The organism is Rossellomorea sp. YZS02 (assembly GCF_033963925.1).
GTDB lineage: Bacteria > Bacillota > Bacilli > Bacillales > Bacillaceae_B > Rossellomorea.
In genome coordinates, this window is record NZ_JAXBLY010000002.1 from 82,868 (window position 1) to 101,904 (window position 19,037).

Below are 19,037 nucleotides of genomic sequence, written 5' to 3' on the forward strand. Positions count from 1 at the left end.
GTTAGAACGACTCCTTTTTACGCTGGGCAAATTTCACAACCAAGCTTGATAGGATACTGATGAATACGAAATAACACACAACGATGGCACTGGAGAAGTGACCACTTTTCTTTAATTGCTGATACAAGTAAATTTGTACGGTTTCATAACTGCCACCGACCAATAAGTTCGCCAGGACGAATTCTCCAAAGAGAATCGAGAATGAAAGGAGGGCTGACACCAGTATGCCCGTCATGATATTGGGAACGATGATTTTCCTGAAGGCCGATACTTTAGATGCCCCCAATAGTTCAGCCGATTCCATCAGGGACACAGCATGAATGTTTCTGAGACTATTGCGTGTACCCTGATACATATAAGGCATGATTCCGATGAAATATGCACCGACCGTGACCAGTACCATGGGAACTCCGACTTTCGAATAGGCTCTTAACAGTCCCACTGCCATAATAACTCCCGGCATGGCATAGGTAAGGAGCACAATCGCCTGCAGCCCTTTTTCCAAACGCGGGGCATAGACTACAATGGCAAAGATCGCTGGCACCATGAAGAGGGCTGAAAGAACGGTTGCCCCTCCTGAAAGCACAAGGGAACGGAGGACAGCTGAAGTAAACGCTCCATCACTGAATAGCTCCGTATACCACTTAAAGGTGATTCCTTCCGGCAGAACCGTTTGATTCCATTTAGTCGAGACCGAATATAAGAACGTCGCTACTAATGGAACAATAAGATAAGCAAACACAATGACCAAGGGGACGAACGATAACCGACTTTTCTTCATCCGACATCCCTCCTTACCTTTCTTGTGAGCCATTCATTGATCAGCATCGAGACAATCAGCGTTACTCCCAGTAGCACAGCAAGGGCGCTTCCAAGTTCCGGTTGGGCATAGATATCACCTGAGATCAAGGCTCCAATCCTGATCGTAGCCAGATTATACGTACTTCCTGTCAGGGCATAGGCCGAGGCATAGGCTCCCATTGAATTCGCAAACAGAATACTCGCTGTACCTGCGACGCTCGGCAGGAGGATCGGAATGCCGATCCGTTTCCAGAATGTTAGCGGGGACGCACCAAGAAGATAAGCCGATTCCCGCCACTGCTCCTTGATGCCATGAAACGCAGGGAACATAAGCATGACGGCCAAGGGCAATTGAAAGTAAATATAAATAAGAATGAGACCTGTCCAAGAATACAGGTTAAAATGATTCAACAGCGCGACATCCAGTTTTTCCGCTAAAATCGTAAACACGCCGCTATTCCCCAATAAGACGATAAATGCGAAGGATAACGGAATTCCGGCGAAGTTTGACGTTAAATTTGCCAGTACGAGAATCCGGTCCTGTGTTCTCTTGTGAAAAAACGTAATGGCGTATGAGGCAAAAAGCGCCAGGATCATCGCCACAACGGTAGACGAAACCGAAATGATGATACTATTCTCGAATGATTGATAGTAATAGGGATTCGTAAAGATCTCCATGTAGTTAGCCAGGGAGAATGACCCTTCCCCACCTTTTGTAAAACTTGCATGAATCATCGATACCAATGGAACGATTAAGAATAATAGAATAAAGACCACTAAAGGAACCATCGTAAGAAATATACCGGATTTCCTCTTTTTCATGAGTATTCACTCCTTTTACACCATTGTCCTCATGTTCAGGGTGAAGGGGATATACGCCCATCCACCCTGAGAAGGACTATAAACCCTCAGTGAGGCCTGGAATCGTTAACTCCTGCATGGCAGGTGACGGTTGAATGTTTAATAGTTTGCAAAGTAATGGTGCGATTTGAAGCTGCGGGACTTCCTGTTCATAGATTCCCGCCTCTAGTTTCGAACTGATCACAAATAACGGGACTTCCCGGTCTTCCTTCGTCGTCCCTCCATGCTGACCATCCTTGTTCATTCCATGATCGGCTGAGATGATGATTTGATAACCTTCCTCGATCCAGTCCGGCAGAATGGAAGCAAGCATAACGTCGACAGCAATCACACGATTTCTGTAACCGGCAGAATCTGCGGTATATTTGTGTCCATCATCATCTATATTCATGCTGTGAATATAGAGAAAGTCAGGATCTTTCGTCGTTTTCAAATAGTTGGCATCGGCAAAAAGATGCGTATCGGGATAGTGATCCTCCCAGTAAAACATACCGTTCTGAATGGCACCATTCCCATCAAGCTTTATGCGATCCGTCATGGGATTGAAAGGGGCAGAATGATAGAGTTCACTCACCCAGTGGTAGCTTGCCGTTGCATTCTTCAACCCATTTTTACTTGTCAAATGAAAGATGCTCTCTTCCTTTGAACCACGTACAATCTGATTGGACGTGATTCCGTTTTGATAGGGAGGCGTTCCCGTCAACAAGACTTCGTACAGGGGCCGGGACATGCTCGGCATCTCTGAAATCACCTTGAATCTTGAAGCCTGTCCCTTTTCCACCAAGTGATGCAGATACCCCATGTTATCGACGGCCGTGTCAAAGCGCAGTCCATCAATCATGATGAAAATCAGCTTGTCGTTAGTTGACATGGACTAACACTTCCTCTTGCCATTTTTGTGGAAGAGATTTTGTTGCCTCTTCCCATGCTTTGGCATCCTCGACCGGTCTTGCGTTCTTATACATGCTATCAGGCAGAAGCTTTGCCTTCGCATCTTCTGGAAGTTTCACATCTTCACGGATCGGTCTTGCATAACCACGTGCAAGATTTGCCTGACCTTCATCTGATAGGATGTACTCACGTGTCAGCATCGCTGCGTGTGGATCCTTGGCATTCTTATTGATGACATTCGCATACCCGGAAACAACCGATGAATCAGATGGAATGACCACTTCAAAGCGATCTTTATCAATTTGATCACGGTAGTTCAATGCATTGAAATCCCATACAATGGCAACATCAGTCTCCCCTTTTTCAAGAGCTGTCAGGGAAGGATCCGTCGTCTGCAGGCGATCCTGTTTCGCAAGCTTCTGGAAGAACTCGATTCCCGGCTCAATATTTTTCTCGTCCCCGCCGTTGGCAAAAGCAGCTGCAAGCACTGCGAATTGTGCTTGATTGGCCTTCATCACGTCACCTACATCCACCTTATAGTCACCGTTCAACAGGTCACTCCATGAAGTAGGAGGGTTTTTCACATTATTTTTGTCGGTAATGAAAGCAAGTGTTCCTGTATAACCAACCACCCAGTCTCCATTGTCGTCCTTTGCCCAATCAGGGATTTCATCCCAGTGCGATGGTTTATACGGAAGAGTCAGTTCCTTCTCTTCTGCAAGAGGTCCGAATGCCACACCAACATCCCCTACATCGGCATCTCCGGTTTCAAACTTAGCAAGCTCCTCAGCACTCGACATATCTGTATCTGTATGCTTGATATCATATTTCTCAGTGATATCCTTCCAAGTCTGTCCCCAGTTCGCCCATGAGTCCGGCATTCCGACTGAGTTCACTTCCCCTTCTTCTTTTGCTTTCTTTTCTATTTGATCCAATGATAGATTACTAGTATCGATTTTGCTTTCTTCTGCGTTATCGTTCCCTGAACAGCCCGCCATAAGGAAAGCGGAAGTCACCCCAACAGTTAATACCTTCAACAATGCATTCTTCTTCATGGATGTCTCCTCCTAGTTTTGAATCATTTTTGTTTTCTTTTGTTTCACACATTCATCATAGGAAACCAAAGTAAATAAGAGATTAATCAAACGTTAAACTATTCTGAAATAATGTTAATTTGATGTAAAGGACAGGGATTAGGATGATTTGAGATGCTTAAAAAAGTCCATAAAAAAAGTGCCCGACTCCCCTTAACGGAGTCAGACACCTTTTAAATCTTCTATTATTTCGCTTGCAAACGACTGATCCGCTCATCCAAATCAGGGTGAGTCGAAAACATCGCCGATTTACGTCGTCCATTGATTTTCAATGTAGAAATGGCCGTATCATCTTCACCCTTCATGCGGCTTGAGTAAGCTTTCAGCATCTGTAGGGCATGAACCATTTTATCCTTACCGGCAAGGTCCGCTCCGCCTCTGTCAGCGTGGTACTCACGATGACGGGAATAAGCGAAGACAACCAGACTACCTAAGATCGAGAATACGATCTGGAATACAATCACGGCAATGAAATGCACGATCGGTGCCATTTCTTCCCTTGCAAAACGCGACGCGATCCATGCTGCAATCCGTGCCAGGAAGACAACGAATGTGTTGACCACACCTTGAAGTAAGGTCATTGTCACCATATCCCCGTTCGCTACGTGGGCCACTTCATGGGCGATAACGCCTTCCACTGCATCGTCATCCATTTCACGTAGCAATCCAGTTGAAACGGCCACAAGTGAGCGTTTCTTCGAAGGACCTGTTGCGAATGCGTTGACTTCAGGAGAATGATAAATTCCCACTTCCGGCATATGTGTGAGTCCTGCCGCTCTTGAAAGACGATGGACTTTCTCCACAACCGCACGTTCCTCAGAAGACAGGGCTCCATCCGGGTTCAGCACTTGGACACCCATCATCCGCTTCGCCATCCAGCGTGACATCGCCAGAGAGATGAATGACCCGGAAAAACCGATAATGGCACTGAATACGAGTAGTGCACCTAAATCCAGCCCGCCTGAAGCCGTGATGTAGTTCCCCGCTCCTGTGACGGAAAAAATGATACTAATCGTCAGTAATACTAAAACGTTCGTTAACAGGAAGTAAAATATACGTTTCCCCATCTTGTTTCCTCACTCCTATTTCAAGTTCATATGAACCTGTATCTGAATATATTATAATTCCTTTTAGACTGAAATACAAGCAAAAGGTGAAATTGACGAGGACCTGACGAACCAGTAGTATAGAAGAAGATAATTGTAAAAGGGACGGGGTAATCACGATGGAAACGATTAAATTGACGCGCAAACATATGGCCCACCTCCTGCTCTCACTGAACGGCATAAACAGCAGGACCCCACAAGGTGCGCTTCACGATGCGTGGGGTGATTTACATAAAGAGGATGAACTTCCACCAATCATTCAAAAAATACTCAAACCCGCCAAGGGCGAAATCGGTTTTTCACTCAATGAGATCGTCTCCTTGGGAAATCTGATTGAATTCACCAACTTTCCGCAGAGCACCGTTCAGAATTGGGTGAAGCGGGATGTCAGAGGCTTGATCGGTTCCCCCCAGCTAGGAAAAAAATACACCACTGAACAGGCTGCCATGCTGTTTATCGTGGAAGACCTCAAGGCAACACTTGATTTCGATTCCATCCGGAAAATCCTTACACTCGTGTTCAACAATATCGATGACCGTACGGATGATATCATCAACCCCATGGACCTTTACCTTGCGTATGCATCCGTCTTCGATCAGATTCATCACCAATCCTTACCTTCCATAAAGACAGCTGATGGTTCGGTAAACGAGCATATCGACGGGTTCATCAAAGATGAGTGCCGGGACATGCTTTCGACGTTTGACGGAATCATGGAAGAGAATGTAAGTAAAGTCCTAAATGTCATGATTGTGTCGGTGCTGACGGTCCAGGCAGGGTTTTATCAGGCCGTGACGAAGAAATATGTAACAGATGCCCTATCATAAAAAAATGCCTGTCCCCCATTCAAAAGGGAGACAGGCATTTTTATGATCATTTTGCTACTTCAACCGTTTTCGCATGCTGCATATGAGTGGTGAACCAGGCGATTCCGCCAGCCACAGCCAAATAGGCAAACAATACCCATAACTGATGCGCAAGCTGAGTGAAGTCACCTAATGTAATGACCTCCTGGAAGCTGCTTAACGAATGGGCCATCGGTAAATTCTCCCCGATGATGCGCAGTATCGGCGTATTCAAGTCCCTAGGGAATGTCCCTCCACATGTCGCCAGCTGCAGGACGAGGAAGGTAACAGCCAGAAACTTCCCGACGAATCCGAATACGGTAATCAACATGAAGATAAAGGTCATGAATGTGAAAGAAACAATGATACTCGATAGAATAAACAACGGTATATTCACGACTTCTAAATGGAATCCAAAGAGAAGGACCGCGTCGACGATGAGTGCCTGGATAGATCCGATGGCAAACACCAATCCCAATTTATTGATGAAATGAGTTGTACCATTCACGCGAAGATCATTACGTCTGCCAAGGGGCAGTATATTCGCCGCCATGATCCCACCTACGTAAAGGGCTAATGACAAGAAGTATGGTGCGATTCCGGTTCCATAGTTCGGCACCTTGGATACATTGGATTTCACGAGATGTACTGGATCTGAGAACATGGACGATAACTCATTCGTTGAATGAACCTCTGATGTTTTTTCTGCTGCATCGGCGAGCTTCGTCGATAATTCCCCTGAACCGGATTCAAGATCTGTCAGTCCCTGATTTAAAGCACTGACCCCTGAAGAAAGCTTGTCACTTCCAGTTGATAAAGAATCGATCCCGGCAGTCAGGGTTGTGAATCCCTTGTTCCAGTCAGTAAAGCCTGAAGAGACCGCTTTGGAACCTGTAGCTAGTTCAGAAGCTCCTTCGGATGCCTGGTTCAGTTTGTCTGTGAACCGGGAGAACCCTGCATACAGCTGACTCTGTCCACCCGCTAGCTGTTCTGTTTGCTGATGAAGTTCCGATTGTCCGTTTTCAAGCTCCGATGTAGAAGCTGTTAGTTTATCCGAAAGCTCTTGAATGCGTTTGAATTCAGGATCATCTTTCACCTCTGGATGGGATTCCTTATACGTTTGAATCTGACTCGACAGCTTCTCCGCCGTAACATTTGCTTCTGATTGTTGCTGTTGGAGCTGAACCTCTGCACCAGCGAGCTTGTTTGTTTTATCCGTGAGTTGTTCAGTGCCCGTATTCATTTGCTCACCTGCTTGCGTGAGGCTCTTCATTCCACCGGCTAATTGCACAGAACTTGAATGTAGATGCTGGAGGCCACTCTCAAGGGAACCTGCTCCGGCTGACAGTTTTTCACTTCCAGCTTGAAGCTTTTCGGAACCTTCTCCGAGTCCGTTGATCCCAGCTGAAAGAGTATTCATTCCTGCCTTTTCATCTTTAATTCCATTATGCAGACTACTTGCCCCGTCACTTGCTTTCGTTAATCCCTTCCCCATTTCTTCAAACTTGGAAAAAACGCCGTCCGCGTAGGATTTGGAAATGGTATCTGACAGCTTACTCTTCATTTTTTCTGTAGCACTGGAACTAATTTGAGAGGCTACGAAGTTTTTACCAGGGTTGTCCTTATACAGAAGTTCGGCAGGCTCGGGATGTTCGTCCATCAGGGTGCTCACCTTTTCCGAGAAGTCTTCTGGAATCGTAACGATCATATAGTATGTTCCTTCTTTAAGACCTTCTTTGGCTTTAGCAGTGGAAACGAACTTGAAATTCAGATCTTCTGACTTTTTCAGTTCCTTTACAAAATCTTTCCCCGCCTCTATCGGTTCATCCTCCATGATGGCTCCCTCATCTTCATTGACGATGGCAACAGGTAATTGTTCAAGCTTGCCGTATGGATTCCAGTAGCCTGACAGGAATAATCCAGAATAGATTAATGGAACTAAAAGAAGAAACCCGAGGGCGATTCTTCTGTGCTTATGGCTAACCATCGCCTTTAAATCTTGTAGTATTAGTGCGAATCCTTTCATAAACAAACTCCTTCTTTTAATCATTTACATTCAATTATCATACGTGGTTAAAATGATAATGTATAATATATAATAGGTTATACACATATAGCTTTCAGTCTATGAAAGGATAGGATGATATGGAGTTGCAACAGTTGCATTACTTCCAGACCGTCGCCCGTTTAGAGCATATGACCAGGGCTGCGGAGGAACTAAGGATTGCTCAACCCTCCCTAAGCAAAACGATTGCCCGCTTGGAAGAAGACCTGGGAGTCCCTTTATTTGAGAGACAACATCGACAGATCAAACTGAATCGCTTCGGGGAATTGTTCCTTAACCGGGTGGAGCGCATATTCATGGAAATCTATGAAGGAAAAAGAGAGATTAGGGAAGCGATCAACCTCGAGGAGAATACCATCCGGATGGCTGTGACGATCCCAAGGGTCCTTCCAGAACTCGTCGGATCGTTCTTGAAGGAAAATCCCCACGTCCGGTTCCAACAATTTGTCCACTCCATGTCGAAAATGAAGGAGCAGTTAAAGAATGGTGAAGTGGATTACTGCATTTCCTCCATTCCAGTGGATCAAGGGGATGATGAAATTGTTTGGGAGCCGTTGATGACGGAGGAGATCTTCCTCATCGTCCCTCCTGGTCATTGGCTGGAGGACAGAGAGGAAATCGATCTGATCGAAGTGAAGGATGAAGCGTTCATCAGCATGAACACCGGCTACGGCCTGAGAAACCTGACAGATGAAATCTGTCTGCAGGCAGGGTTCTCACCCCTGATTTCCTTCGAAGGAGATGAACCCGGCGTCATCGGGGACCTGGTCAGGCAAGGTCTTGGCATCGCCTTCATTCCCGCCATCTCATGGATGAACCGCCGAACACCCTTCCCACACAAAATCAGGATCAACACGCCAACCTGTCAACGCACCATCGGACTCGGCTACTCCAAAAGAAGACACTTCACCAAAACCGCCAAACAATTCCACCCATTCATGCTCAACTACTTCCGCACCATTGGCATGAAACTGACTCAACTTTAAAGGGACGGACCTTCATTTTCGCAAATGAAGGCCCGTCCCTACTGGGTTTCACCTCAAAATCATAGGTCCGTCCCTCTTCGGATTGGGATCCATACCTCTTCTACGGAGCTGGGATCGGCAGGGTTGTAGTGTTCGTCGAAGCGTTCGAAGTGTTCGCGGTCGTCGAGTTGATATTCTGATTCTGGCATCCACTCGGTGTGGATGTATTCCAGGGTTTTGTGGAAGGTGCTGGCGGGTCCATGGTGAAGGAATTTTGCGTATAGTCCGCCTTTCAGGGTGTGAATCTCCATTCCTTCGAGTCTGCTTTCAAATGACTCCACCTCTACTGCTGCCCATTTACGAAATGGAGTCACAGGGCTTAATTGCTTTACATCGAAACCTGGTTCAAATATTTTCATATTATAAAGCATCTCATCTACACGATGAGAAATAGCCTTCCGGTGTGGCATGAAGCTTTGCCAGAGTTCCTTCGTCGAATCCTCCGAGAGGGACATGACTTTGGATTTTCCGAGTAACTTTTTGGATTGGATCTTTACAATTTCAGATTTCATTAAGCATTTTCTCCTCCTTGAGCATGGTAAGTTATAAGAGCTATATTTTCATCAATGATTTCTCTTTCTTTTTCATCATTTTTTATATCTTCCAATAATAAAAAATGACGTAATACATACCCAAAAGTAAATAGGTATTGAAGAAATAAAACAGTTGATCAACAAAAAAAGTATCTGCTTTATTCGTTATGATAAAAAGAAGACCTGTTACTATAAAATAGAAGATTATATAACTGATCATTCCTTTTCTCCCTTTTCCCAGCCTTTTCTGAATCCATTTCCCCACCAAAGCCGGAAAGAAGAAAATACGACTGAACCGGTTATTCATCTAAACCCTCTTTCCATCAATAGAGTCCCATTAAGACAGTAAAGCTACTCACCCCACTGAATCCTTCTCATTATACATAACGAGCGCTTCACAGTCGAAAATAGTCAGTGAAAATTTAATATCTATGACTTAGACCTTCTTATCCCCCAAAAGTTGATTTACTTTTTTATTTAAACCTGTCTCTGACAAGCTTCTAACTATACTAACCTTCAATTATTCCACACCTCCATAAATACATATAGTCAACCCTTTTATACTGATTAAAATAGAAAAAGTTTCAATAATTCTCCCATTCCCCATAACCTTCAAACCTCATATCACATCGGAACCATAATCCTTACCTTCGTACCCCTCCCAGGAACACTGGTGACGTTGATGGAGCCACCATGCAACTCGATTAACTGCTTGGTGATCGCCATTCCCAACCCCGATCCACTGGTCCTTTCTGTGGTACTAGTTCCACGATAGTACCGTTGAAACAGTTTATTCAGGGATTCATTATCCATCCCCTTACCATCATCCTTGATCGTGATGACCATCAGCTGATTTTCTATGGAGCGAAGTGACACGACGATTTCCGTACCAACTGGATTGTATTTGACGGCATTGGACAGAACATTATCAAGGATGCGCTGAAACCATTTCCGATCGACTTCAGCATATAACATAGTACCTAACGGCTTGTATGATAATTGCTTATCCTTGTTGTCTTGATTGTTGATAAACTGTATGACTGTCCTGCGCAGGACTTCATTCATTTCAGTTCTTTCCTTTGAAATGGGAAGTGCATGGTTTTTCAGGCGATATGTCAAGGTTAAATCGTCTAGAAGTTCTTTCATAAATTCCGATTTCTCAGTGATTATGGCTGCAAACTTCCTTATTTCATCTTCCGTCCAACTATATGTATCTGATCGAAGCATATGTGCATACCCCGATATGGAGGAGAGAGGGGTCTTCAAGTCATGTGAAATTCCACTGATCCATTCTTCCCGTGTAACAACCATTTGTTTCTCATGATGCTTATTTTGTCGGAGAATTTCTGTCAAATAGCTAAGATTGGCGATGAAATCTTTGTAAAATCTATATTTCCGCTTGAGCCTTCCATTCTTCCTCGACATAATCGGGCGGTCGTAACCATCAAGCGGCTCTTCATATATCCCGTCACTTAAGTTCTGAATCCATTTCATCATAGTAAGCAAAGGCACTCCAAACTTCCTCGCATGTAATAGCGTGGCGATAAGTAAAAAAGAAAGAATGATCAATAATACTATAAAACCACCATTACTAAATGCACTTAGGGTTTTAGCATCCGGTGTCGGGGATGGATGAGGGATTTGGGTACCAACAAGCAGCGTCCTATCTGAACTTTCGTCTGTGAATGTAGAGACATTTTTATTATTTTTCATCCTGATCAGATTTCTATATGAATAGGAGGCTGGTTCATCTTCAGCATTGAATGCATCGATTACCTTCCCATTGGAGTCGACTAGCTGTGACCACCCTTTTTCTTTCTCCATTATTTGAATGGTGTTTGCTGAGAAAGAAAGCATTCCCCGACTCCATTCTATATTTTCTTTTGCTTGTTGAATCAATTTCTCGGTTGGATGATGCTTTCCAAACAAAAGCGTATACGACTGTGAGTCCGACAGTTCAGTATTCCAATAATGGTAGTCATCGCTTGACTCTTGTTTGAGAATCTCTTTCTCCGTAAATTTTGGAGTTAAATAGGAGGCTACCGGATCTCCAGCGGAATTATAGACGACCAGCCACCCGTTTTGCTTACGCACCAATGACTTTAACTCCTCTTTTAAAAGTAGTTTTCCCTCTTTCACCTCTATTTCACCTGCAAAAAAATGACTTTCTGCGCTGGAGAGATCATCCTTTATTTCTTCTTCCATAACAACAAAACCAATTGTTGCGAACAAGGTACAGGCGAATGCTCCCAACAACGATACCGATAATAGAAGTTGTCCGAAGAAATGGACCATAAACCGCTTATGAATGTTCATGACTGTCTCCGTTTGATAGCAGCTTATACCCGAGCCCTCTCACAGTAACAAGATGCTTGGGATTGCTCGGATTGCTTTCAATCTTTTCACGAAGTTTGCGGATATGGACCATTACAGTGTTTTCTTCCCCAAGGTAGTCACTCCCCCACACATTTTCATAAAGCTGGCCTTTACTGAATAGCTGATTCGGATGTTTACAGAAGAATAACAATAACTGGTATACCTGTGCCGGTAAATCAGCTCTCTTCCCGTTCACCGATACTTCTCCTGAACCAGTATTGATTACAATCGGTCCACATCGGTATGTGTTCTGATCTGAACTTGGTGGCGTAGCATTTTGCCGCCTTAAATGAACTTTAACTCTAGCAACGACCTCGAGCGGGTTGAAAGGTTTCGTAATATAATCATCCGCTCCCAGCGCGAACCCCGATAATTTATCCAAATCAGAAGATCTGGCTGTCAGAAAAATGATGGCGGCATCCGTATACTCCCTTAGTAATGGACAAATATCAAAGCCGCTCCGATTCGGAAGCATGACATCCAATAATAGAAGATCGTATGTATTTTTTTTACATAGGTCCAGGGCACCCTCAGCTGAATGTGAAGTATCAATATGCTTGAAACCCTCTTTCTTCAAAATGGTTTCAAGCATATGGATAAGGGCAGATTCATCATCCACAATCAAAAGTCTCGGTTCATTCATGTTCTATCTCCTGTTCTCTCTGTTCTCCCTCATATCATATCACCCCATTTAACAAATTTTAATAATTAAGGAAAAATTAAGGTTGTCTTTCATTGAGATTAAGATTTGAGCGTTATAATGGTCGATAGAACGGAAGAAAGAAATGACACATAAAAAGGATGGGGAAATAAATGTACGTAATAGCTAAGAAAGAATTTCTTCAATTGTTTACAGGAGTGAAGTCGCTGATTATTATCGCTCTACTCTTGATTACATCCTATTATTCAGCGAAATTTTCAACCTTGTTGGTAAGTGGGATAGATCTCACAGCAAAGGAAACCGAAGACATCCATGTCTTTGGATTATTGGTGCTTGTCGTATTGTTTGGGCAGTTATTCATCATGGGACTTTCTCACGATTCATTAAACAGGGAATTACATGAACGCACGATGAGATTCCTCGTTTCACGAACATCAAGGACCTCGATCGTTATAGGGAAATTCATAGGCATCTTTTCATTTTGGTTTGTATGTATAACGGTATCTCACATCATTATCCTGATTTTTTCTCATCGATTCGATCTGTTTATATTCTCTCAGATGATGAGCTTGCTTGCTTATCAAATCGCATTAACCCTTTTCATTTCCATTCTGATCCCGAAACCCGCTTTAACGATGTTTCTTGGAGTCATCCTGGGATTATTGTTCCCGGCACTATCGTTCTGGCTCACCCTCACATCCAATGATTGGTTCAGCTGGATGAAGTTCTTCAATCCTTATTATTATCTAAACCGGGAAGACCTGACATTTCTCGTCATCCTGTTGCTTGCTGGAATGTTGGTCGGATTTACTCACTTACTGTTTAGAAAGAGGGAATGTTAAATGAATGTCATCGAAACACATCAAATAACGAAATCTTATGGAAAAAATGATGTAGTAAAAGGTATTACCCTGGATGTAAAGAGAGGGGAGGTATTTGGTTTCTTAGGAAAGAACGGGGCAGGTAAATCCACGTTCATCAATACTCTCACCGGAATCATACACCCTACTTCGGGGGAGTACTTCCTTTTCGGAGAGAAAGGAACCCATGATAAAGTAAAGCAGCGGATTGGGGTAATGCCTGATTATGTAACGTTTTATTCTTCCCTATCCCCAATCAGGCATTTACGACTATTGTCTGCTCTGTCAGGAAAACCTGTAACGAAATCACAGTGCATGGACACCTTGAAGAAAGTGGGGCTGGAAAAGCACGCCAATAAAAAAACCTCTAAGTTTTCTTTTGGAATGAAGAAGAAGCTCGGCATTGCCCTGGCTATCATTCACGACCCGGAATTGATCTTCCTGGATGAACCCACGTCAGGACTGGATGCCGAATCCGTCATTATGATCCAAAAACTGATACAACAATTGCAATCGTGTGGAAAGACCATTTTTATGACGTCCCATAATTTAGACGAAGTAGAAAAGATTTGCACTAGAATGGCCATCATGAAGGAAGGAGAAATCGTTCAAATCGGCACCATCGATGAATTAAGAGCATATTACCGATCAACGATTACAGTAAAAGTAAAGCACTCCGCTATTCCAGTCGATGAAAAAACGAATCTCTATCAATGGCTTGATTCGACCGGCACCGATTTAGAATCAGCCGACAATCATTTCACAATGTGTGTTTCTTCTGAGAAAAAGATTGCGGATATTATCCGAGCTTTAAATATAATAAAAGTAGATATATTGAGGGTAGAAGTGGAAGAACCTTCTCTGGAAGAAATGTTCTTAGAGGCATAGCCATTTAATGCTATAAAAAAAGAAGATGCCCATACCCCCGGCATCTTCTCCTATCATTCTCGCTATCTCAATCCATAAGCCTTCACAATCTCCTGACTGATCTTATTCCCCTCATCATCCCAGGCACTTGCTTTCAATGAGACACTCTTGGCATTTTTAGGATTATGGATGACAGCTTTGAACGTATCTCCGTCCCGCTCAAGCTTCACTTTCTTCCATGACTTCCCTTCATTAAAGGACACTTCTAAAGCTGCACCTTTTACATTTCCATAACCAATTGCGCCCTCAACTTTATCAACAGTAAGTTCGAGTTCGGTTGGACGATTCAAAAGGGCGTCTCCGTTCACATCTGTATCCACCTTATAATTAAGGATCAGGAATGGCAGGTCTTCCATCCAATTCTCTGTTGCTTCAGTCCAGAACGTCCACTCCGTGTGTGTGCGTGTGGAGGTATTCCAGCGGTTCTCATCCCGTTTCGCATCTGTGACGAATCGGTATTGAGTGCGTTCTTGCGGTAAGATATCCCAAACATTCAAGGCCTGCCCTTTCCCTTCTTTCAGTAACGTATCTCCTTTATATAACTGGGTGGTTTGGTTTTCGTTTGAAACATCCCAATCCGTCCCGCCGGTGTTCCCTTTCCCACCGTCAGCCCATGCAGGAACATTGATTTGAAGCGAGTTACCCTGTCTTCTCGGAGGCCAGTATCCATCTCCAAGACTTGGACGAACGACTGGTGAGAACCAGTTCTCAGAGATTTTCTCTCCTCCATCATATGTCATCAGCGGTTGTCTCACCTGCCAGGTCTCATCGAGGACGTTTGCCTGATGATACCAACCTGTACCTTCGATCGCAGATACGTATTCAGTACGGGCGCTTGGCAATGATACTTTTTGTAAGAAACCTACAGCTCTAAAGGTATGTGGACGGAGATCATAACGGAATTCCCCTCCATCGGTTTCAACAGGTGATGTGTAGTTTGTTTCGATCTTCGCCAGTTCTTTTCCTTTTGGCTCATAGGTCAAATCTTTCGGGATCGAGCCTTCATGCACATCCATTAAATCATAGAGGTATGGGGAATCGACTGTTCCTTCTACCTTCAATTTTACGTTTCCTGAGCGAACCGCTTTAACAAGCCTGTCTCCTTCACTTTTACTAATACCTGCAACGGCTACCGGGTTATCCGTATAGTCTGCCGTTCCAGCATACACACTGAATTCCTTGTCTTCACTGTTTACCACGATCAAGAGTTTCGCTTCCGCAGCGGCAGCATTCGTCGCCTGCTGGGACACGCTCACTTCTGCATTACGATCGACCACCACAGCTTTCCCTTTCGCTTTGAGGCGGTCAAAGTCAGTAGCGCTCCCTTTACCAGCATAAACTGTGGACAGATTATACTTCCCATCCAACCTCGTACTACCCGCAAATGGGATATCATCCAATTCCTTCCCTTTGAAATCAATCGTCAATGCCGGTTTCGTCAGACGCCAGCGGGTCAGCTGCTCAAAATACCCACTTTTCGGTTTTTTCGTTGGTACAGCATACATTTTATCAATCCAGACAGGCATTAAATAAAGACTTGTCATCGGCATATCTCCAATGGTTTGATGATATTCCAGTCGCGTATAGTTCGCTTCGGTTTTCTTCGGCACGACCGCTTTGATTTCCTTGGCTTTACGTGCATCAAGCTCAACCGTCCTCGGTCCATCCAGTTTCACTTCCGGATCTCCGACAAGAGCCACACCAGCATGATCTGTATCGACATCCACATCCATCAATGACATAGCCGAATACGTGCCAGGCGGCAAGCGAAGCTCGAGAGTTCCATCGACAGCAACCGCTTCAGGCTCCATCTTTTCACTAAACAGCACTACATAAGCAAGTCCTTTCTCCCCATCACGATCGGTTGCATTCAGGGTAAGTGGATAACGCTCTTCCTCCTTGATCATGGCCATCGTCGTCCGGACAAGCTCTGTTCCGTCTGCCTTCGCTGTCAGGAACCCCTGGTAGCGGGAGCCCGCTTCACCAAGTGTGGAATCGAGGGTCACGTTGACATCCATTTTTCCACCTGCTGGTATCGTCACTGTATCCTGAGATAGAGTCAGCATACCGCCAGGAGCTTCTTTTCCTTCCGCATTCGTAAAAGTGGCCTCTAATGCGAGCGTCACTTCCTCCTCGCTGTCGTTAGTGTAAGTGACCACCTTTTCAACAGGTTGAGCCTCATCATGCGGCCATTTGAAGAAGCCGAATGATACGGATTCTGTCGCTCTTACATCCGCATCAAGTGCTGCCGGTAGGTCCACACGCCCTGTTCCCACGTGATAAGGCTGATACCCATCAAGTTTCTTGGTCGTATTCATTAAAGCCTGTTTCAATGTTTCCCCATCCCATTCAGGATGTTTCTCTGCTAATATCGCAGCAGCACCCGCAACATGGGGTGTAGCCATTGATGTACCATTTAAGCTTTTATACAATCCCTCCCCGCTTGAATATTGAGAGCGTGCAGCTACAATTCCGACACCAGGCGCTGAAAGATCCGGCTTCAATCCCATATCTCCATATCTTGGCCCCTTGGAAGAGAAATATGCCAATTTGTCCGATTTATCCACAGCTCCAACCGTTAATGCTGAATCTGCCGCTCCTGGAGAACCGATCGTCCCTTCTCCCCCTCTATTACCGGCAGCAATAACGAATAGGGTTCCATTTTCTTCTGACAGTCGATTCACGGCTTCCGCCATCGGATCCGTACCGTCACTCGGCATATCACTTCCAAGACTCATGTTAACGATCTTGGCATGATCGGATGCCCATTCCATACCGTCGATGATCCAGGAATCCTGTCCATATCCTTGATCACTCAACACCTTACCTACTAACAAACGGGCATCTGGTGCAACCCCTTTATGCTTCCCGTCGCCCGCTCCAGTCCCGAGCACCGTAGAGGCCACATGGGTTCCATGACCGTTGGCATCCTTTACTTCTTCTCCAGGTACAAAGCTGATGGCCTCATCTACTTGGCCGTCAATATCCGGATGTTCCGAATCGATCCCTGTATCCAGGACCGCCACCTTGACACCTTCTCCCGTATACCCTTGTTCCCAAGCCTCATCTGCACCGATTTGCGGCACACTCTGATCGAGCGCCGCTTCTACCCGGCCGTCAAGCCAAATTTTGTCTACACCGTTTTTAAATTCTAATGCCGCTTGCTTTTCATCACTTTGAACCGTCACGTCATTCCAGAAAACGTCTGCCTGCTTTTTCTCTGCTGCCAGTGCAGCTCCCTTAATGCTTTCCAGCTCCCGTACTTTCTTTGACCCCTTTGGAGCAGCCGAGATGGATCTCGCCTTCGTTTCCTGGTACTCGACGATGACCGGTACGGAATCGGTGTTTTTGTCATCATAGCCATATTCGATTAATTTTGTAATATTAAACAAATCCTCATCCAGCTTACCGGCTGCCATATAAGGCATCGCTGAATTCGGGAAGACGAAGGTTTCATCCTTGATCTTCATCACCCTGACGCCATCACCGTTTTTATCTGCCTGCTCTACATTGATGATCTGTTTTCCATTGTCGAGCATAGAGACTTTCACTACATCACCTGTAATAAGGGTGATCGTATGCTCTCCCTTGATGGCCGCATTTACATCTACTGATGACGGTTCCGCATTAACTTCTTTACCAGGGACCCCCTGTGCTCCGACCTGAACCATAGAGCCTGATATCATCGTTGCAGCGATTGAACCGACGAGCAGGGGTTTCACATTTAGCTTTTTCATGAACATTCTCCTATTCTATTAAGTTGTAGGGATGAAATAATGGAAGATGGTATGTAGTCCTTCACAGCACTACTTGTAGTTCGGTCTACACCTCCTGTTAAAGAGATTCTGAGTTGTCCCAGTTTTGAAGACTTGCTCTTGGAAGTTTGAAAGATTATGTGGTTACTTGCATTGTAAGGCTCTGCATATCCCCTTCTCAATGGGGGTTATATTATAGGAAAGGAGTCCCGATATAGTTGGAGGAAAGAGGGTACGGGAAATATACATATGTCATTGGACACAGTTCAGATGTATACAGTGAATGATCAGCCTCGTAAACATTGATATTCCCTTCTGAAGCACCTGACATATTTCATAAAAAAATGTCCACTAAGAAAATCTAATCTTCTCAGGAACAAATAAAGAGAACCGGCATAATCGATCATTATGACCGGTTCAGCGCGAAAGCAATCAGATCGATAGTCCAGATTTTTCTTATACTCAGATGCATTTCTTTTTTCAATTCTAATTACCTCCCCCCTTATAGTTCGAATCGCACGGGACATAGGATCCCATATAACCCGTGATGACTGTCACAGCTTTACTATGATAACCCCAACGATAATCAATACAATCGATCCTATTTTTCCTTTACTTATCTTTTCTTGAAAAAATAGAACTCCGATCAATGTGGTTGAAGCAATGGTCACACCTGACCAAATCGCATAGGCAATGCTTATAGCCATGTATCGAACACTCAAAGTCAAGAAATATAAACAAACCCCATAAAGAAGGAATGAGGCGATACTCGCCATCCTTTTCTGAAAACCTTTGGATAATTTAACGGATGTATTTCCCGCCACTGCGAAGAGCAGACTGATGAGGAGGAATAGGGTTCCCATTTATGCTTCCACCTCCTTCTTTTGTTCAGGCAGGTTCAGCCCAATGACTCCTGCAATGATGCATAAGAGCCCGAATAGTTTAAGTGCAGAAAGGGATTCTTGAAAGAGGAATAGTCCCATGACCGATACTAATACCGTCCCTCCACCTGCCCATAGTGCATTGACAATCCCGATCTCATGCTCCTTCGTTAGCCATATATAGCTCCCAAGTGCTACACTATAGGAAAATAATACAATCAACGTAGAAACGGGCTCGCTGAACCCATCGGAAAGCTTCATAAATGAGGCTCCGATTACCTCGAGAATAATCGCTAAACTTAATAAAAGATAATATTTCAGCATATATACCCCTCCTTGAATTGGACGTGATCACG

16 protein-coding genes are annotated in these 19,037 nt (G+C 44.5%); 4 read left to right on the forward strand and 12 right to left on the reverse strand.

What is annotated here, in order from left to right; all coding sequences use genetic code 11:
* Window position 1: 1 nt before the first annotated feature.
* From SLH55_RS02645 to htpX, 5 genes are all read right to left on the reverse strand, one after another.
* A complete protein-coding gene (locus SLH55_RS02645; protein WP_219167178.1) occupies window positions 2-781 on the reverse strand; it encodes an ABC transporter permease in 780 nt (259 codons plus the stop codon).
* Window positions 778-1,623 carry an ABC transporter permease gene (locus SLH55_RS02650; RefSeq protein ID WP_320322527.1) on the reverse strand — a complete coding sequence of 282 codons (846 nt, stop codon included), beginning with the start codon at window positions 1,621-1,623 and terminating at the stop codon, window positions 778-780. Before SLH55_RS02650 ends, SLH55_RS02645 begins: the two co-directional genes overlap by 4 nt.
* Before the next feature lie 76 nt (window positions 1,624-1,699).
* Window positions 1,700-2,533: an alkaline phosphatase family protein gene (locus tag SLH55_RS02655; RefSeq protein WP_320322528.1), complete on the reverse strand. Its 834-nt coding sequence runs from the start codon at window positions 2,531-2,533 to the stop codon at window positions 1,700-1,702.
* On the reverse strand, window positions 2,523-3,608 hold the full coding sequence (locus tag SLH55_RS02660; RefSeq protein WP_320322529.1) for an ABC transporter substrate-binding protein: 1,086 nt from the start codon (window positions 3,606-3,608) through the stop codon (window positions 2,523-2,525). Before SLH55_RS02660 ends, SLH55_RS02655 begins: the two co-directional genes overlap by 11 nt.
* Before the next feature lie 224 nt (window positions 3,609-3,832).
* Window positions 3,833-4,714 carry a protease HtpX gene (gene htpX / locus SLH55_RS02665; protein WP_229593269.1) on the reverse strand — a complete coding sequence of 294 codons (882 nt, stop codon included), beginning with the start codon at window positions 4,712-4,714 and terminating at the stop codon, window positions 3,833-3,835.
* A 158-nt stretch (window positions 4,715-4,872) separates the two neighbouring features.
* Here htpX and SLH55_RS02670 point away from each other — a divergent pair, with 158 nt between their 5' ends.
* Window positions 4,873-5,580: a DUF1836 domain-containing protein gene (locus SLH55_RS02670; RefSeq protein WP_320322530.1), complete on the forward strand. Its 708-nt coding sequence runs from the start codon at window positions 4,873-4,875 to the stop codon at window positions 5,578-5,580.
* Window positions 5,581-5,626: 46 nt separating this feature from the next.
* On the opposite strand, the gene SLH55_RS02675 is transcribed toward SLH55_RS02670, so the two are convergent.
* Entirely contained in the window at window positions 5,627-7,624 is a 1,998-nt protein-coding gene (locus SLH55_RS02675) for a YhgE/Pip domain-containing protein (protein WP_320322531.1), read from the reverse strand.
* A 119-nt stretch (window positions 7,625-7,743) separates the two neighbouring features.
* Between SLH55_RS02675 and SLH55_RS02680 the strand changes: the two genes are divergently transcribed.
* Window positions 7,744-8,649: a LysR family transcriptional regulator gene (locus SLH55_RS02680; protein ID WP_320322532.1), complete on the forward strand. Its 906-nt coding sequence runs from the start codon at window positions 7,744-7,746 to the stop codon at window positions 8,647-8,649.
* Window positions 8,650-8,708: 59 nt separating this feature from the next.
* Here the strand turns inward: SLH55_RS02680 and SLH55_RS02685 are convergent, their stop codons facing one another.
* The 3 genes from SLH55_RS02685 to SLH55_RS02695 form a co-directional block, all read right to left on the reverse strand.
* Window positions 8,709-9,200: a GyrI-like domain-containing protein gene (locus SLH55_RS02685; RefSeq protein ID WP_320322533.1), complete on the reverse strand. Its 492-nt coding sequence runs from the start codon at window positions 9,198-9,200 to the stop codon at window positions 8,709-8,711.
* Window positions 9,201-9,845: 645 nt separating this feature from the next.
* On the reverse strand, window positions 9,846-11,537 hold the full coding sequence (locus tag SLH55_RS02690) for a HAMP domain-containing sensor histidine kinase (RefSeq protein WP_320322534.1): 1,692 nt from the start codon (window positions 11,535-11,537) through the stop codon (window positions 9,846-9,848).
* Window positions 11,524-12,240: a response regulator transcription factor gene (locus tag SLH55_RS02695; RefSeq protein ID WP_320322535.1), complete on the reverse strand. Its 717-nt coding sequence runs from the start codon at window positions 12,238-12,240 to the stop codon at window positions 11,524-11,526. The genes SLH55_RS02690 and SLH55_RS02695 overlap by 14 nt, the downstream gene beginning before the upstream one ends.
* Before the next feature lie 170 nt (window positions 12,241-12,410).
* Between SLH55_RS02695 and SLH55_RS02700 the strand changes: the two genes are divergently transcribed.
* Both SLH55_RS02700 and SLH55_RS02705 read left to right on the forward strand, forming a co-directional pair.
* Window positions 12,411-13,100 carry an ABC transporter permease subunit gene (locus SLH55_RS02700; RefSeq protein WP_320322536.1) on the forward strand — a complete coding sequence of 230 codons (690 nt, stop codon included), beginning with the start codon at window positions 12,411-12,413 and terminating at the stop codon, window positions 13,098-13,100.
* A complete protein-coding gene (locus SLH55_RS02705) occupies window positions 13,101-14,006 on the forward strand; it encodes an ABC transporter ATP-binding protein (RefSeq protein ID WP_320322537.1) in 906 nt (301 codons plus the stop codon).
* 62 nt (window positions 14,007-14,068) lie between these two features.
* Here SLH55_RS02705 and SLH55_RS02710 read toward each other — a convergent pair whose 3' ends face one another.
* The 3 genes from SLH55_RS02710 to SLH55_RS02720 all read right to left on the reverse strand — a co-directional run bounded on the left by SLH55_RS02710 (window position 14,069) and on the right by SLH55_RS02720 (window position 19,005).
* Window positions 14,069-17,782 (reverse strand): S8 family peptidase, encoded by a 3,714-nt coding sequence (locus SLH55_RS02710; RefSeq protein ID WP_320322538.1) that lies wholly within the window; start codon window positions 17,780-17,782, stop codon window positions 14,069-14,071.
* A 572-nt stretch (window positions 17,783-18,354) separates the two neighbouring features.
* Complete coding sequence (locus SLH55_RS02715; protein ID WP_320322539.1) at window positions 18,355-18,663, reverse strand: DMT family transporter; 309 nt, start codon at window positions 18,661-18,663, stop codon at window positions 18,355-18,357.
* Complete coding sequence (locus SLH55_RS02720) at window positions 18,664-19,005, reverse strand: multidrug efflux SMR transporter (RefSeq protein ID WP_320322540.1); 342 nt, start codon at window positions 19,003-19,005, stop codon at window positions 18,664-18,666. It lies immediately after the preceding gene.
* Window positions 19,006-19,037 lie beyond the last annotated feature (32 nt).

Coding starts and splice junctions, on each gene's coding strand:
- SLH55_RS02710 (WP_320322538.1), bottom strand. CDS start 17,782: ATGAAAAAGCTAAATGTGAAACCCCTGCTCGTCGGTTCAATCGCTGCA.
- SLH55_RS02690 (WP_320322534.1), bottom strand. CDS start 11,537: ATGAACATTCATAAGCGGTTTATGGTCCATTTCTTCGGACAACTTCTA.
- SLH55_RS02705 (WP_320322537.1), top strand. CDS start 13,101: ATGAATGTCATCGAAACACATCAAATAACGAAATCTTATGGAAAAAAT.
- htpX (WP_229593269.1), bottom strand. CDS start 4,714: ATGGGGAAACGTATATTTTACTTCCTGTTAACGAACGTTTTAGTATTA.
- SLH55_RS02720 (WP_320322540.1), bottom strand. CDS start 19,005: ATGCTGAAATATTATCTTTTATTAAGTTTAGCGATTATTCTCGAGGTA.
- SLH55_RS02660 (WP_320322529.1), bottom strand. CDS start 3,608: ATGAAGAAGAATGCATTGTTGAAGGTATTAACTGTTGGGGTGACTTCC.
- SLH55_RS02645 (WP_219167178.1), bottom strand. CDS start 781: ATGAAGAAAAGTCGGTTATCGTTCGTCCCCTTGGTCATTGTGTTTGCT.
- SLH55_RS02695 (WP_320322535.1), bottom strand. CDS start 12,240: ATGAATGAACCGAGACTTTTGATTGTGGATGATGAATCTGCCCTTATC.
- SLH55_RS02675 (WP_320322531.1), bottom strand. CDS start 7,624: ATGAAAGGATTCGCACTAATACTACAAGATTTAAAGGCGATGGTTAGC.
- SLH55_RS02700 (WP_320322536.1), top strand. CDS start 12,411: ATGTACGTAATAGCTAAGAAAGAATTTCTTCAATTGTTTACAGGAGTG.
- SLH55_RS02655 (WP_320322528.1), bottom strand. CDS start 2,533: ATGTCAACTAACGACAAGCTGATTTTCATCATGATTGATGGACTGCGC.
- SLH55_RS02680 (WP_320322532.1), top strand. CDS start 7,744: ATGGAGTTGCAACAGTTGCATTACTTCCAGACCGTCGCCCGTTTAGAG.
- SLH55_RS02650 (WP_320322527.1), bottom strand. CDS start 1,623: ATGAAAAAGAGGAAATCCGGTATATTTCTTACGATGGTTCCTTTAGTG.
- SLH55_RS02670 (WP_320322530.1), top strand. CDS start 4,873: ATGGAAACGATTAAATTGACGCGCAAACATATGGCCCACCTCCTGCTC.
- SLH55_RS02685 (WP_320322533.1), bottom strand. CDS start 9,200: ATGAAATCTGAAATTGTAAAGATCCAATCCAAAAAGTTACTCGGAAAA.
- SLH55_RS02715 (WP_320322539.1), bottom strand. CDS start 18,663: ATGGGAACCCTATTCCTCCTCATCAGTCTGCTCTTCGCAGTGGCGGGA.